Here is a 14939-nt window from a genome sequence, read left to right as displayed (position 1 = left end):
TGACTGATGATGTAAATAGATTGATGATACACAACAGCAACGATAAATCATGTGGCTATGATAGCCTTTTGAGTCAAAATAAACATACACAGAACTGTCGTGTTCATGCCTATTCCTATCTTTATTGTGTGAATATGGTTATTTATTGGTAATTTTAATACCTTTTACTGCTTTTTTGGTAGTATCGATACCATAGATTTTTCTGAGGGGAAGGGTATGAGTGAGATAGCAACATTAATGGCACTGTTGGCCCCAAAAGAAGGGGTCAATGATACGCATTTATCTGGCGTGCATGTGTTTCGCAGCTCACAATATGGTGCGCGCGGGCCAATGTGCTATTCGCAAGGGGTGCTTATTGTCGGCCAAGGCAAAAAGCGGGTTTATTTAGACAATCAAACCTTTGAATACGATCGCCAACGCTCATTAGTGATGACAGTGCCATTGCCAGTAGAATGTGAAACCTTTGCCAGTATTGAAGAACCTGTGTTGGTGTTGATGGTTGATATTGATTTAGTGCAACTAAATTACATTATCCGGTTAATGGATGAGCATCATCAAATCCCTAAAGATTTAAACGAATCGCGTCAGAGCGGCTTTTTTGTTGCTGATAACACTGAAGATATGGATTGCAGTGTTATTCGGTTATTACAAGCGTTGCAGTCGCCGTTAGAAGCAAAAGTAATGGGCGAGGCGTTAGTGCTTGAGTTGTTATATCGCCTATTGGATTCCCCCAATGCAGCACCGCTTTATGCGTTGTCGTTAAGTCATACCCGTTTATCGAGGGTAGAAAAAGCCCTTAACTACATTCATAAACATTATGGTGAGTCAGTTGAAGTAGACACATTAGCAAGCTTGGTGAATATGAGCCCGTCGGCATTCCATCGTAGCTTTAAAGAAGTTACCGCTTCATCACCAATACAATATTTAAAAAAGATTCGCCTTAATAAAGCCAAAGCGTTGTTACAGTTGCAAAATCTAAAAGTAAAAGAGGTATCAACTCAGGTGGGTTATGAAAGTACGGCTCAATTTAGTCGCGAGTTTAAACGCTACTTTGATCAAAGCCCTGGCGAGTGCGCTAGGTTATAATTTGGATTTGAGCTTAACGAATGTGCTCCTAGAGGGCACGTAATAGTGTGAATGAAGGTTACCAATGATGACAGCCCCCATACATATTACTTTTTTTGAGTTTTTAACGCCGTTAGTCGCATCAGGGCAGAAGACGATTACTATTCGTGATGCCAGCGAAAATGATTATCGGCCTGGCAGCCAGGTTGAAGTGTTTACGCTCGAAAACCATATTAAGGTGTGCGATATCATTATTTTGGCCGTTGAACCATTAGCATTTGATGATATTAACGAGTTTCATGCTACTCAAGAAAGTTTGCCATTAATTGAGTTAAAACAGCTGATACAAACTGTGTACCCTAATCAGCAAGCCCTGTTTATGATTTCATTTAAATTAGTTGATGCGTAATACTCGTGACTCTTTAATAAACGCGAGTTAATATTTCCAATGCTGTTTATTGTTGTTTTATTCCCGTGATAATCCTTTCATCATTGCTAAACAGCAATGTCTAAAACATGATCTGCTTAACAAATGAGCGATGATAACCGTGCTAGTTTGCATATCTATTAGCTACCTCACATTTTAGCCATCTCTAAAGTGATATTTTGTTTTTCTGCTTACGGTATGCGTGTTTTATTAGCGCTTGTTATTCAATGGTTTTGCTCTCAGGGCTCATTCAGTTAGGATTTTTTATGTCTTCAATAATTCAGTCAGCCAGCCAGGAGTTGATTAAACCTTATCAATCTAATATTACCGTCCCCAATTGGATGATTAGCTCTATGGAGCGGGTCATGCAGTATTATGTGGATAAAAATTTACGTTTAGACACTATTTCTACAGACCGCATGCCTAAGCCTGTTGAAGGTAAAAAGTACATGTTGTATGCCCACATTCCGTTTTGTCATACCTTGTGTTCATTTTGTACTTTTCACCGTTTTTTATTCCGCGAAGACAAAGCGCGCGAATACTTTGTCGCGCTGCGCAAAGAGATGCAAATGGCCAAAGATTTGGGCTATGAGTTTGAGTCTATGTACATTGGCGGCGGCACGACTACTGTGCTTGAAGACGAGTTAGCTCGTACCATCGAGCATGCAAAAAATCTGTTTCCTGGCATTAAAGAAGTGTCTTGTGAGTCTGATCCACAACATTTAGCCAGCCCTGAATTTAAGCAATTAAAAGGCCTAGTAGACAGAATGTCGATTGGGGTACAAAGCTTTGACGATGGCATTTTAAAAATGACCGATCGCTTAGACAAGTTTGGCTCTGGCCAACAAACCTTTGACCGCATTATGGCGGCAAAAGAATTGTTTCCGATCATCAATGTCGACCTCATTTTCGGCTTTCGTGGTCAAACGGATGAAATTATCCAGTCGGATCTTGAAATGGCATCTAAGCTCGATCCTCGCCAAATTACCACGTATCCACTGATGATTACCCACCAAACTCGTAAAAGCGTAAAAGGTCAGTTAGCTGCGCCTCATAGTGACATGGTGAATCAGTATCGGCAGATTTTAAATCACTTAACGGGGCAATACACACAATTGTCGGCTTGGGCATTTGGTAAAACCAACGACGAAGGGTTTGATGAGTATGTTATTGATTATGATGAATATCTCGGAGTTGGTTCAGGTTCGTTTAGTTTTTTAAATGACACCCTATACGTGAATACATTTTCACTGAAAAAATACCAACAACGTATTGCCGAAGGCCGTATGGCGGTTGAGCAACAGAAAAAATACCAGCTAAAAGAAGTGATGCAATATCGCTTTTTATTAGGAATGTTTTCGGGGCGTTTATCGCGTAAATATTTCCGTGACACTTTTAACGTTAATTTAGACACTGCGTTGTTTAAAGAAATGACCTCAATGAAAGCCATGGGAGCCATTAAAAATGACCCAGTTAATCCAGACGAATTAATCGTAACTGATAATGGCAAAATGTTGGGGTTATTGATGATGAAGGAGTTTTACTCCGGTATGGACAATGTGCGCGCCCAATTACGACAACCACTTGGCGCAACGGATATGTAATCTTGTTTAGATTAGCAAAGGCCGTGATTATCACGGCCTTTTTGTTATACTCAAGACTCTTTTTATCTACGCTTTTTTAGGTGAGTTGCATGGCCAATATTCTTTTGCTTGCCAATATCAATTGTGATCGCATTTTAATGCTTGATAAGCCCTTACAAACGGGTGGTCGATTTCATTATCAGGATGGTGGATTGCGTTTAGGTGGTGGCGGCGCAAACACGGGATTAGGTTTAGTGTGGGCTCAACATAATGTTTCACTAGTAAGTGAAGTCGGTAGTGATGACATAGGCGACTGGATTTTAGCTAAAGCCAGTACCTTAGGGCTTGATTGTCGTTTGGTACATCGTTTTGTTGGTAATACTTGTGAGATGTTACTGGTGATGACGCCTGATGGTGAACGAACCATTATTCGACCTCAGCGACCTGTTTTTGAACTTCCTGCGCCACCAGATTGGCAACATTGGGATGCTTTTTATATTAATTCATCGGCCAAAGGTGCTGGCGCTTGGGCGGCGGATGCGATGGCGTGTAACCCTAACTGTAAAGTGATATCGCAATTAGCCAAGGATGAACGTAATCGTCCTTGTCATGTGTTGATCGCTTCAATTACCGATATGCAAGGTCGTTGCAATCAGGACCCATGGCGGTTTGCTCAGGCTATTGCTGGTGATGCATTGGAACACTTTATTGTGACAGATGGCGACCAAGGGGCGATGGTGTACAGTAATGCTGGAGAACAACATGTGCCAGCCGTTATTGCCAATGTGGTTGACACGACTGGTGCTGGCGATGCCTATGCCGCAGGCGTTATTCATGGTTTATGTCAGCAAATGTCTATTACTGATGCTATGCATGAAGGTGCGTTGTGGGCATCATTTGCGGTAGCCACAAAAAGCTCTATTCCTGGTAAGGCACTTAAGCAGTATCTAACCTAAGCCCAACACGGGTTAAGTTAAGGTTTGCAGGTGAACATTGTGCATTTGTTAAGTGTGTGCGGATAACTCAAATAATATTGCTTTGTCATTTTAGTGTCATTGTTGGCCTATATGATGAGCCCGTCTAAACAACTTTTATAGCGTCGAATGGTTCAGACCATTTTTAGCTATTATTTTTGCTATATTATCTCCCATTTTATTTATGGCCTTACTCTTCCCCAGTAAGGCTTTTTTTTGTCTGAAAATTGGGTATATTGGCACTCTATAATCATGCTTAAGCAAGGGTATGCTGGATGAGTAAGCTATTGGTAAAGAGTATTTCTGGGCTGTATTTAGGCGACCAAGTGCAAATGCATAACGGTGTTGCCAGTTGTATTAACCAAAAACATGCCGCTAAGCAGTTGACCGTGCAATTTGACCACGTAATAGGCAATCGTGAGGCCGACCCTAAGCATCACGGCGGCCTCGATAGAGTGTTGCATCATTTTCCGCGTGAGCATTATGGCCAATATCGCCGCTGGGATTTAATGACTACGTTTCGTGATGCACCTTCAATGGGTGAAAATATCAGTACCGTTGGCCTTAATGAAGCACAGGTTAATATTGGTGACATCATCCAAATTGGTGATGTCACCTTGCAAGTTACACAACCTCGTTCACCGTGTTTCAAACTCAACCTACAGTTTGGTCATCCTAAATTTGCCTTAGCCATGCAAGAAAGCCGTATGTGCGGCTGGTTTTATCGAGTGTTGTCTGAAGGTGACATTCGTCCGAGTGACAGTATCTGTTTGCTAGAAAGAAAAACGGATATCAGTGTGGCTAAAGCGATGCAGATTTATTTTTTAGCTGAATTTGATGCAGAGCAATATCAGACATTGCTTGAGTGCGAAGGCTTAGCGCAAAGTTGGGTTAATTCATTGCAACGCCGGTTGGATCAGCAAAGTATAGAAGATTGGGCAATGCGCTTATATGGCAACGCCAGTTAATGTCTCCCGGTATGATAAGAACAATATGATAAAAACAACATGATAAGGAATATCAAATGAGTGAACAGATAGTCGAAGTTAGCAAGCAAGCCAAAGATATGGGGTTATTGATCCATGCTGCCAGTTTTGCCGGTTATGTGTTTCCGCTAGGAAGTGTTTTAGGCCCTTTAATTGTCTGGTTAATGAAGCGTGATGAATTTGAGTTTGCCAATCAATGCGGCAAGAACTGTCTTAATTTTAAATTGAGCTTAATGATATATGCCATGGTGTCAGCAATATTAATTTTGATTGGCGTGGGAGTAATACTATTAGCCGCTCTAGCATTGCTTGATATTATTTGTACTATTATCGCGATTGTTAAAGCCAACGATGGCATAGCTTACCAATATCCGCTCACTATCCGGTTTATTAAGTAACCCGAACTCGAAATAAAAACGCCACTCAAATGAGTGGCGTTTTTGTTAAAGCGATATCTAAAGATATTACACTTTAAAGCGGGCTACTAAGACATCTAGTCGACTGGCTAACTGATTCAATGATTTACTCGCATTTGCAGCCGCGTGAGCGGTATCTGCTGTTCGTAGAGTGATATCGTTGATTTCAGTCACATTACGATTAATGTCTTCAACCACGGTAGATTGCTCTTCAGTGGCGGCAGCAACTTGAATGTTCATATCGCTAATTAGTGCAATACGTTCGCTAATACCACTTAACGACTGGCTTGCTTCATCGACAGCTGTAACACCTTCGAGTGAGCGGCTACGAGATTGCTCCATGGCATTAACTGCGCGACTGGTTTCTGATTGAAGCTTATCAATCATATTTTGCACTTGGTTGGTTGATGCTGCGGTGCGAGAAGCTAAGTTACGTACTTCATCTGCAACCACAGCAAAGCCTCGTCCAGCTTCTCCAGCGCGAGCGGCTTCAATGGCTGCGTTCAGTGCCAGTAAGTTGGTTTGCTCTGAAATGGCACGGATAACATCTAAAATACTGCCAATCGATTTAGTGTGTGTCGCTAGCGACTCAATCACTTCACCGACTTGTTCAACGTCTTTAGACAATTGATTAATAGTCGAACGCGCTCGAGTGACCACTTTTTGGCCATCAACGGATTCAGTATCAGCATCACGAGCGGTGACAGCGGCTTGAGCTGCATTGCTAGCAATTTCGTTAACCGTGGCACCCATTTCGTTAATGGCAGTAACAACCATAATGGTACGGTCTTTTTGTAACTGACTATCCGCTAATGTTTGATTAGATTGGTTTGATACATCAAGTGCCGATAAACCTAGTTGTTCGCTGGTTTTGGCAACTTCGACTACAGTATCTTGGATTTTGCTGATGAAGCTATTAAAGCCTCGGGCAAGCTGGGCAATTTCGTCATCGCCATTAACGGGTAATCTTTGGCGTAAATCACCTTCACCTTCACCAATGTTACGAAATAGCTCGGCAATATGTGCAATCGGACGGCTAACCGAACCCGCGACGGCAATTGAAATGGCAATAAATACCGCGGCGATGAGTACGGTCCATAATAATATCTGATAAGCCGACTCTTGTAGCAGGGCAAATACTTCTGCTTCAGGTACTTGAGCGACCAAGTACCAATCCATTGATTTAATGTAGCTACTGGCAATTAACATGTGCTGGCCATCTACTTCTGCTTTAACTAAGTTAAAGTCATTTTTGTTTAGTAGTTGGTTAGTATTGGCGTTAGGGTACAAGTTACTGAGTTTAGATTTACCCACTTTACGAGTGTCTTGGTGCAGTTTAACGTCGCCTTTGGCATCAACTAAATATACGAACCCAGTGTCTTCTATTTTAAATGAAGCCAATAAATTAACCATATCATCTAATGATTTGGCTAAACCAACAAGACCACGACCATTAGGTTGCTGATAGTTGATAAATAATTTTACTTCACCATTCGCTTCGGTGAACACATTCAGCATTCGCTCTTGTTTACTATTGCGATAGTCAAAAAACCAGCCGTCTTGCTCAGGGTTTAATACCCGTAAAAAACCGTCCTGTGTATAGTAAGCCGCGGTTTCACGGTCGGCGTAAGATGCTTGAGCTAAGTCGTATTGATCTTTTATATTATTAAGTTCTGCGATAACAAGGTTTTCTTGGTCTGCAGGGCGACCATTTTCAAGCCATCCAAGCAACATTCGGCTATTGGCTAGTTGCTCCGCCGCATTCATTAAACTACTTATTTCGAGGTCAACTTCATTGCGAATTTGCATGAGTAAACTTGGCATTTCCGAGTTTAGCATCCGCTCTTCAACAACTTGTTTTGCACTTCGTTGACTTAATAATCCGACTAAGATCGTGGATAGCAATACAGCAACCGTCACGGTCAGTAATATTTTTTGCTTAATGGTAAGTGTATTCATCTACAACAGCCTCTTGGGAGTATCTCTATGATATATCGGACACAATGGCAATAAATTGATAGTTATTTTGCTGCTAAGTTGATTCAGTCAGCAAAATAGTCTTTTGGTGTAGGTTGTTTTGATTTTATGTGGGTAATGATAGTCGATAAAACAAAAAAAACGCACCTATATTTAAGTGCGTTTTATTGACTGTGCCAATATTTTAACTATTGGTTCGCTTACATATTTGGATAGTTTGGCCCGCCGCCGCCTTCTGGTGTGACCCAGGTAATGTTTTGGCTTGGGTCTTTAATGTCACAAGTTTTACAGTGAATGCAATTTTGCCCATTAATGACAAACTTTTTGTCACCGGCTGCTTCAACAACTTCATAAACCCCGGCAGGACAGTAACGTTGCGCGGGTTCATCAAATTTAACTAAGTTAACCGATATTGGGATGCTTTGGTCTTTTAGATGTAAATGACACAGCTGATCTTCTTCATGAAAAGTATTCGACAGATATACCGACGATAACTTATCAAAACTCAACTTGCCGTCAGGTTTAGGATAGTCAATTTTATTGTAATCGCTAGCTAAGCCCATCGTGGCGTAATCTGGGGTCGTGTCTCTAAACGTCAGCGGAAACTTACCACCAAACCAATTTTGGTCGATATAGTTAAAGGCGCCACCGATTAGCGTGCCAAACTTATGCATTGCAGGACCAAAGTTGCGCGAGCTATAAAGCTCTTCATGTAGCCAGCTTTTTTCGAAGCGGTCTTGGAAGCAGTCGAGATCTTTGCCGCCTTCAAGCCCGGCAATTAAGCCTTCGCCTAAGGTTTTTGCCGCGATGATACCGCTTTTAATTGCCGTATGCGTGCCTTTGATTTTGGCAAAGTTAAGCGTACCCGCATTACAGCCAATGATTAAACCACCAGGAAAACTCATTTTAGGTAATGAATTTAAGCCGCCTTTGGCAAGGGCGCGAGCACCATAGGATAAGCGCTCACCGCCAGTTAATGTTTCGGCAATCACTGGGTGTGTTTTATAGCGTTGAAACTCATCAAATGGACTGAGATGAGGGTTTTTATAGTTTAAATCAATAATTAACCCAACAGCAACTTGGTTATCTTCCATGTGGTACAGGAATCCACCACCAGATGAGCCATCCACGAGAGGCCAGCCACCGGTATGAACCACTTTACCCTGTTGATGTTGCTCTGCAGGGATTTTCCAAATTTCTTTAAAGCCTAAGCCATAATGCTGTGGCGTTTTACCATTGTCTAAATGGTATTTTTGGATCAGTTGTTTACCTAAATGGCCACGGCAGCCTTCTGAAAATACGGTGTATTTGGCATGCAATTCCATACCCGGCATATAGCTGTCTTTATGTTGACCATTTTCGCCAACACCCATATCACCGATTAAAATGCCTTTAACGCTGTTATCTTCATTAAACAGTAATTCACTGGCTGCAAAACCTGGGAAAATCTCTACGCCCATGGCTTCAGCTCGGTTGGCTAACCAGCGAGCTAAGTTACCCACACTAATGATGTAGTTACCATCATTGTGCATTGTTTTAGGCACTAAACTGTTGGGCATTAAGCGAGATTTTGTCTCTGAGTTTAGCAGGTAGATTTCGTCATGAGTGACTTTGGTGGTTAGCGGGATGTCTGAATCACGCCAATCATTAAATAATTCGTCCAGTACATCGGGTTCAAATACGGCACCCGATAAAATATGAGCACCAACTTCAGAGCCTTTTTCTACCACGCAAACAGTGATTTCTTTATCGGCATCTTTAGATATTTGCATTAAACGACAAGCGGTCGCCAAACCTGCAGGGCCAGCACCGACAATTACTACGTCGAACTCCATTGACTCGCGTTCCATCTTCTCACCTTTCAAAGTTTCCCGTTCATTGCGGGTTTATTGTTTTTTATAACGATTAAAATAAGTAAACGATCGTTTATCCTTTACTCACCTTACCGCAAAATGAACGTTTGTCACAGTGGCAAACTCAATCTTGTTAGCGTGAGTCGAGTCACAAATAGATAACGATATAGTCTTTCAAGCTAAGATATTCACCTAAAGGGGTATTTGTAAAACGGTATTTAGGCCTATAATTGGATCTGACGGTTCTCCGAGCTTTTTGCCCTACGTCAATGATATGGGCAGTTAGCCGTGGTAATTTTGCCACCGGGGTGAGTAAAGAAATGCACTCACCTCCCACACTTGGAAAGGTTAACATGTCCCAACTACAAGACAGCTTTGGTCGACGATTTCACTATTTGCGGATGTCAGTTACTGATGTTTGCAATTTCAAATGCACTTATTGTTTACCCGACGGTTATCGTCCGGATGGTAAACCTACCTTCTTAACCCTCAACGAGATTGAAAATCTGGTTGCCGGTTTCGGTGAGGTAGGCACACAAAAAGTTCGTATCACTGGTGGCGAGCCCACTCTACGCAAGGATTTCACAGATATTGTGCGGATCGTTGCCGACAATCCCAATATTAATACCGTAGCGATGACCACCAATGGGTACCGTTTACAGCAACATGCCAAAGAATGGTATGACGCAGGTTTACGGCGCATTAATGTGTCTGTTGATAGCTTAGATCCTAAAATGTTTTATCAAATTACTGGCGAAAATAAGTTCGACCAAGTAATGCGCGGTATTGACGCGGCTCTTGAAGCGGGTTTTGAGCGAGTTAAAGTCAATGCCGTATTATTAAAAGGCTTAAACGACAAAGATTTACCGCGTTTTTTACAGTGGATTAAAAACACGCCTATTGATTTACGTTTTATTGAATTAATGGAAACCGGTTTAGGTCACGACTACTTCAATGCGCATCATTTGGCGGGTGTAGACATTAAAAAACAACTTGAGCGAGAAGGCTGGTTATATGACTTGCCAAGTGTTGATGATGGTCCTGCGCAAAACTTTAGCCATGCAGATTATCAAGGTCGTATTGGATTAATTATGCCTTACGCCAAGAATTTCTGTGCCAGCTGTAACCGCTTACGAGTTTCTGCAAAGGGTAAATTACATTTATGTTTGTTTACTGAAAATGGCGTCGATTTACGCGATTTAATACAAAACCCTTCGCAGCGAGATGAGTTAATTAGCCGCTTACACGGTCAATTAGCGCAGAAAAAAGAAACCCACTTTTTACATCAAGGCATTACAGGTGTGACTCAACACCTTGCCTCTATTGGTGGTTAAGCCGTTATTGAGTTAAACCGACTGACGCGGCAATACATGTGGCGCTCAGTCGATGGACATTGAATTTGATTAAGGCAGTAAAAAAGCATGAGCAATTGTTTTACCCATATTAACGCCGATGGCAATGCCCATATGGTCGATGTGACTGAAAAAGCCGTCACCGAGCGCGAAGCCCGCGCTGAAGCTTTTATTGATATGGCACCAGATACCTTAGCCATGATCATGAATGGCAGCCATCACAAAGGTGATGTTTTTGCTACCGCACGTATTGCCGGTATTCAAGCGGCTAAGAAAACATCTGATTTGATCCCATTATGTCACCCTTTGATGCTGACTAAGGTGGAGGTGGAGCTTGAAGCTCAGCCTGAGCATAACCGTGTACGCATTACCAGTTTGTGCAAGTTGTCGGGTAAAACCGGTGTTGAAATGGAAGCGCTAACCGCAGCTTCTGTGGCAGCCTTAACCATTTACGACATGTGTAAAGCCGTACAAAAAGACATGATTATTTCTCAAGTTCGTTTGCTTGAAAAACGCGGCGGGAAATCGGGTCATTTTAAAGTCTAATTCGGCCATTACGAACTAACATAAACCCAATATTTGTTATGAATAAATGCATTGAGAGACCACTATGATCCAAGTGTTATTTTTTGCGCAAATCCGTGAGTTATTAGGCACCGCTAAAGTCGAACACAGTGGCGATAATATTGATACTGCAGAAGCATTACGTGCAGCGCTTGCCGCTACTGATGATAAATGGGCCAAAGTGTTGGCATCAGACAAATTGCTGGTGGCGATTAATCAAACCATGAGTCAGTGGGATTCACCGGTAAATGATGGCGATGAAGTGGCCTTTTTCCCTCCAGTCACAGGGGGGTAACATGGAACATCATAGCAACCAAATTGTTGTACGAGTCCATACGGAAGACTTTAGTGTCGCTGATGAATACGCCTTACTTGCCTGTGATAATCAGGACGGTGCCGTGGTTAATTTTGTTGGCAAAGTACGAGACTTTAATGATGGCAGCGCTGTAACTGACTTAACCCTCGAACATTATCCTGGTATGACTGAATCAGTATTACTGCAGATTAGCCAACAGGCTTGTGAACGTTGGCCTTTAAATAAAGTGACGATTATTCATCGAGTGGGTACGTTGTCGCTTGGTGAGCAAATTGTGTTTATTGGTGTGACTAGCGCTCATCGTAAAGCGGCTTTTGCGGCATGTGAGTTTTTAATCGATTTTTTAAAAACGAAAGCGCCTTTTTGGAAGCTTGAAGCAGGTGATACTGGCGCTAAGTGGGTTGAAGCGCGTGATAGCGATCAGCAAGCAGCCAAAATGTGGCAAAAGTAATCGTCTATATGGCTCGTACATAGCAAGGATAAACCCTCAATGTCTTTCATTAACGCCAACATTACTCAGCGTTCATACTCATATCTGCCCCGATTTCGGGCTGGCGCTATCGCATTATTCTTTGCCATTGTTAGTTCCGTAGGGTTTAGTTCTTTAAGTGTCGCGAGTGATGCTCCTGCGATTGCTGCGGCTGCCAACATAAAATTTGCAGTAGATGAGATAGCGATACGTTTTCAGCAGCAAACCGGTTTGGCTCTGCGGATCAGTTATGGTTCTTCGGGTAATTTTGTCACCCAAATTCAGCATGGTGCACCGTTTGAGATGATGCTCAGTGCCGATGAAGATTATATTGAGCGGTTACATCAAGCGGGCTTTACCCAAAATGATGGCGTTGTTTATGCCATCGGTCGGCTTGCTCTTGCAGCACCTAAGAAGTCGTCGTTAATTTTAGATCCTGAGTTAGTTGGGTTAGCGCAATTAATCGCCGATGGAAAGGTGTCTCGTTTTGCAATAGCAAATCCTGATCATGCTCCCTATGGTGAACGTGCGCGTGAAGTCCTTAAAGCGAAAGGTTTGTGGGACGCACTGCAACCTAAACTGATTTTAGGTGAAAATGCTTCACAAGCTGCCCAATTTACCATTAGTGGATCGACTCAAGGTGGTATTGTGCCGTTATCATTGGTGCTATCTCCTGAATTTACCAAGCGTGGTAACTATGTGGTTATCCCTGATTCGCTATATCAACCGCTTAATCAACGGATGGCATTAATGCCTAATGCATCTGAAACTGCGGAGCGATTTTATCAATACATGCAATCAGCAGATGCACAGGAAGTATTAACTCAATTTGGGTTTAATTTACCCAAACCTGCTGTTAAGAAGGCTGATTAATGGATTGGCAAGCTCTGTGGCTGTCGGTCAAACTGAGTTGTTTTACCGTAGTATTGTTAATTCCGTTGGCCATTATTGTCGGGCGGGCGTTGGCATATCGCCAATTTAAAGGTAAATCATGGCTTGAAGCTTTAATCATGGTGCCGTTAGTGTTACCGCCAACGGTAATTGGTTATTACCTGCTAGTGGGGTTAGGTAATCAGAGCATGATTGGTCAATGGGTTGAGCAGTTAACCGGCCAACAATTGGTGTTTCATTTCTCAGGATTGGTAATCGCTTCCATTATCGTCAATATTCCCTTTGCGGTTCAGCCTATTCAACGTGCTTTTGAAACCATTCCTATCGATATTCGTGATGCTGCAGCTTGCTGTGGCATGAGTCGATTACGGATATTTTTTCGAATAGAATTACCTATGATATGGCCTGGTGTATTAACGGCCGTTGTACTGTGTTTTTCCCATGTATTGGGCGAATTTGGTGTGGTGTTGATGTTGGGCGGTAACATTGCCGGTGAAACCAAAACCATCTCAATAGCGATTTATGATAGTGTGCAGGCATTCGATTTCGATTCTGCAGGAATGATGTCTTTGGTATTATTATTGTTTGCGGTGAGTGCGTTAGCGCTCACTACAAGTATGTCGAAGCGCTTAGGAGGGCATCGTGGTGCCTCACAACGCTGACCTTATATGTGATATTTCACAAACATTGCCCATTCCATTGGAAGCTCACTTCAGTTGTCGGGCTGGTGAAGTGCTAGCCGTAGTTGGCCCTTCTGGTGGCGGTAAAACCACCTTACTGAGAATGATTGCCGGTTTGAGTCTACCTCAACGGGGCCACATTCATTGTGGTGATAGATTATGGTTTGATGCAGAGCAGTCTATTTCGTTAACTCCCCAGCAGCGACACATCGGTTATATGCCACAGCATTTTGGCCTGTTCCCACATTTATCTGCACTCGACAATGTTATTTCTGGGCTCGATCATGTGCCGAAAGAATTACGAAAGCAACGAGCATTAGATTGGCTAGAACGTGTCAATTTACATGGGTTGCCTGATCGCTTACCCGCACAATTGTCTGGTGGACAACGTCAACGAGTTGCGCTTGCCCGTGCTCTCGCACGTGAGCCGGCTATCCTACTGTTAGATGAACCCTTTTCTGCGGTAGACCGAGAAACCCGCGAACGCTTGTATATTGAGTTAGCTCGCTTAAAGCAGCAATTGTCTATTCCCGTGGTCATGGTAACGCATGACATCCATGAGGCATTGTTACTGGCCGATAAGATGATACTGATCAGTCAGGGGCAAATGCTGCAACAAGGCAAACCATTTGAGGTACTATCTCATCCTAATAACGAAGCGGTTGCACGGCAAATGGGCTTGAGGAATATTTTTGACGGTCAAGTCGTATCGCAAGATATTGAACGTAATATGACCCAATTTACACTAGGTGATGAATTGATTGTCAGCGACAGTGCACCAACATTAACTGTCGGCCAATCTATCCGTTGGGTTATTCCAAATCAAGGTATTCGCTTTAACGCCATTAGCAGCGGTCGTCTGTGTAAAAGCTTAAATAAATTAGAAGTACTTATTGAATCTGTGTTGGTGATGGGTGAATCATCACGAGTGATAGCGTCAGTTGTAGGCATTGGATCCATTATCAATGCAGACGTGCCGACACATTTAGTGCATAAGTTAGCCTTAGCGCCAGGGGTGCAAACGACTATTGCGCTTAAGTCCGATCAAATTCATATTTTAAGTGCACAGTCTGAACTCGGATAACCAAGGTTAAATAATGATTTTTACTGCTCAGAATGTCAGATTTCTGATAATAAACCGGTGATTGATGTTTGAATAAGGCCATTTAGCGACCTAAATAGCGCATTTGATATAAAACCTTCCCATTTGTGCTGATTTGTATAGGTTTACCCGCCCTCACATTTCTAAAAAATGTTGTGTCATGACAGCCCATCTAACTGAAAATGGTATTTATGATCAATTATTAATCTTAGATTTCTTGGGACTTTGGCTGCTCTTAGGTAGAGTAGGCGTGTGATAGAATTTTCAATTATATAGAGGCTTGT

The 14939-nt window shown here is 42.5% G+C and carries 15 protein-coding genes and 1 riboswitch; of the genes, 13 read left to right on the top strand and 2 right to left on the bottom strand.

Annotated features, from left to right (window positions below):
* Positions 1 to 216: 216 nt before the first annotated feature.
* From CXF88_RS14040 to CXF88_RS14015, 6 genes are all read left to right on the top strand, one after another.
* Entirely contained in the window at positions 217 to 1086 is an 870-nt protein-coding gene (locus CXF88_RS14040; protein WP_101087437.1) for an AraC family transcriptional regulator, read from the top strand.
* A gap of 67 nt (positions 1087 to 1153) precedes the next feature.
* A complete protein-coding gene (yqfB, locus tag CXF88_RS14035) occupies positions 1154 to 1474 on the top strand; it encodes a N(4)-acetylcytidine aminohydrolase (RefSeq protein ID WP_197708450.1) in 321 nt (106 codons plus the stop codon).
* 284 nt (positions 1475 to 1758) lie between these two features.
* Complete coding sequence (locus tag CXF88_RS14030) at positions 1759 to 3096, top strand: coproporphyrinogen III oxidase family protein (protein ID WP_101087435.1); 1338 nt, start codon at positions 1759 to 1761, stop codon at positions 3094 to 3096.
* An 89-nt stretch (positions 3097 to 3185) separates the two neighbouring features.
* Complete coding sequence (locus CXF88_RS14025) at positions 3186 to 4031, top strand: PfkB family carbohydrate kinase (protein WP_101087434.1); 846 nt, start codon at positions 3186 to 3188, stop codon at positions 4029 to 4031.
* Positions 4032 to 4324: 293 nt separating this feature from the next.
* Positions 4325 to 5017, top strand: coding sequence for an MOSC domain-containing protein (locus tag CXF88_RS14020; protein ID WP_101087433.1), 693 nt, complete (start codon positions 4325 to 4327; stop codon positions 5015 to 5017).
* Between the two features lie 56 nt (positions 5018 to 5073).
* Positions 5074 to 5433, top strand: a complete 360-nt coding sequence (locus tag CXF88_RS14015; RefSeq protein ID WP_101087432.1) for a DUF4870 domain-containing protein — start codon at positions 5074 to 5076, stop codon at positions 5431 to 5433.
* Between the two features lie 66 nt (positions 5434 to 5499).
* Here CXF88_RS14015 and CXF88_RS14010 read toward each other — a convergent pair whose 3' ends face one another.
* Complete coding sequence (locus tag CXF88_RS14010) at positions 5500 to 7410, bottom strand: methyl-accepting chemotaxis protein (RefSeq protein WP_101087431.1); 1911 nt, start codon at positions 7408 to 7410, stop codon at positions 5500 to 5502.
* 218 nt (positions 7411 to 7628) lie between these two features.
* Complete coding sequence (locus tag CXF88_RS14005) at positions 7629 to 9278, bottom strand: electron transfer flavoprotein-ubiquinone oxidoreductase (protein WP_101087430.1); 1650 nt, start codon at positions 9276 to 9278, stop codon at positions 7629 to 7631.
* Between the two features lie 236 nt (positions 9279 to 9514).
* Positions 9515 to 9647, top strand: a riboswitch (molybdenum cofactor riboswitch).
* Here CXF88_RS14005 and moaA point away from each other — a divergent pair.
* The 7 genes from moaA (at position 9635) to CXF88_RS13970 (ending at position 14637) form a co-directional block, all read left to right on the top strand.
* Positions 9635 to 10615, top strand: a complete 981-nt coding sequence (gene moaA / locus CXF88_RS14000) for a GTP 3',8-cyclase MoaA (protein WP_101087429.1) — start codon at positions 9635 to 9637, stop codon at positions 10613 to 10615. Its footprint overlaps the riboswitch before it by 13 nt.
* 87 nt (positions 10616 to 10702) lie before the next feature.
* The gene (gene moaC / locus CXF88_RS13995) at positions 10703 to 11179 is read left to right on the top strand and encodes a cyclic pyranopterin monophosphate synthase MoaC (protein ID WP_101087428.1); all 477 of its coding nucleotides are present in this window, start codon (positions 10703 to 10705) and stop codon (positions 11177 to 11179) included.
* 64 nt (positions 11180 to 11243) lie between these two features.
* Positions 11244 to 11492 (top strand): molybdopterin synthase sulfur carrier subunit, encoded by a 249-nt coding sequence (gene moaD / locus CXF88_RS13990; RefSeq protein WP_011635576.1) that lies wholly within the window; start codon positions 11244 to 11246, stop codon positions 11490 to 11492.
* Between the two features lies 1 nt (position 11493).
* Complete coding sequence (gene moaE, locus CXF88_RS13985) at positions 11494 to 11964, top strand: molybdopterin synthase catalytic subunit MoaE (protein WP_101087427.1); 471 nt, start codon at positions 11494 to 11496, stop codon at positions 11962 to 11964.
* 39 nt (positions 11965 to 12003) lie between these two features.
* Entirely contained in the window at positions 12004 to 12855 is an 852-nt protein-coding gene (gene modA / locus CXF88_RS13980) for a molybdate ABC transporter substrate-binding protein (protein WP_101087426.1), read from the top strand.
* Complete coding sequence (gene modB / locus CXF88_RS13975) at positions 12855 to 13535, top strand: molybdate ABC transporter permease subunit (RefSeq protein ID WP_101087425.1); 681 nt, start codon at positions 12855 to 12857, stop codon at positions 13533 to 13535. Before modA ends, modB begins: the two co-directional genes overlap by 1 nt.
* A complete protein-coding gene (locus CXF88_RS13970; protein WP_101087424.1) occupies positions 13516 to 14637 on the top strand; it encodes an ABC transporter ATP-binding protein in 1122 nt (373 codons plus the stop codon). Before modB ends, CXF88_RS13970 begins: the two co-directional genes overlap by 20 nt.
* Positions 14638 to 14939 lie beyond the last annotated feature (302 nt).

The organism is Shewanella sp. ALD9 (assembly GCF_002836315.1).
GTDB lineage: Bacteria > Pseudomonadota > Gammaproteobacteria > Enterobacterales > Shewanellaceae > Shewanella.
Note: the sequence above shows the minus strand (reverse complement) of the source record. Positions and strands in the feature narration are given on the sequence as shown.

What these genes read in the sequence shown, in the direction of transcription:
- CXF88_RS14040 (WP_101087437.1), top strand. Translation starts at nt 217, where the DNA reads ATGAGTGAGATAGCAACATTAATGGCACTGTTGGCCCCAAAAGAAGGG.
- yqfB (WP_197708450.1), top strand. Translation starts at nt 1,154, where the DNA reads ATGACAGCCCCCATACATATTACTTTTTTTGAGTTTTTAACGCCGTTA.
- CXF88_RS14030 (WP_101087435.1), top strand. Translation starts at nt 1,759, where the DNA reads ATGTCTTCAATAATTCAGTCAGCCAGCCAGGAGTTGATTAAACCTTAT.
- CXF88_RS14025 (WP_101087434.1), top strand. Translation starts at nt 3,186, where the DNA reads ATGGCCAATATTCTTTTGCTTGCCAATATCAATTGTGATCGCATTTTA.
- CXF88_RS14020 (WP_101087433.1), top strand. Translation starts at nt 4,325, where the DNA reads ATGAGTAAGCTATTGGTAAAGAGTATTTCTGGGCTGTATTTAGGCGAC.
- CXF88_RS14015 (WP_101087432.1), top strand. Translation starts at nt 5,074, where the DNA reads ATGAGTGAACAGATAGTCGAAGTTAGCAAGCAAGCCAAAGATATGGGG.
- CXF88_RS14010 (WP_101087431.1), bottom strand. Translation starts at nt 7,410, where the DNA reads ATGAATACACTTACCATTAAGCAAAAAATATTACTGACCGTGACGGTT.
- CXF88_RS14005 (WP_101087430.1), bottom strand. Translation starts at nt 9,278, where the DNA reads ATGGAACGCGAGTCAATGGAGTTCGACGTAGTAATTGTCGGTGCTGGC.
- moaA (WP_101087429.1), top strand. Translation starts at nt 9,635, where the DNA reads ATGTCCCAACTACAAGACAGCTTTGGTCGACGATTTCACTATTTGCGG.
- moaC (WP_101087428.1), top strand. Translation starts at nt 10,703, where the DNA reads ATGAGCAATTGTTTTACCCATATTAACGCCGATGGCAATGCCCATATG.
- moaD (WP_011635576.1), top strand. Translation starts at nt 11,244, where the DNA reads ATGATCCAAGTGTTATTTTTTGCGCAAATCCGTGAGTTATTAGGCACC.
- moaE (WP_101087427.1), top strand. Translation starts at nt 11,494, where the DNA reads ATGGAACATCATAGCAACCAAATTGTTGTACGAGTCCATACGGAAGAC.
- modA (WP_101087426.1), top strand. Translation starts at nt 12,004, where the DNA reads ATGTCTTTCATTAACGCCAACATTACTCAGCGTTCATACTCATATCTG.
- modB (WP_101087425.1), top strand. Translation starts at nt 12,855, where the DNA reads ATGGATTGGCAAGCTCTGTGGCTGTCGGTCAAACTGAGTTGTTTTACC.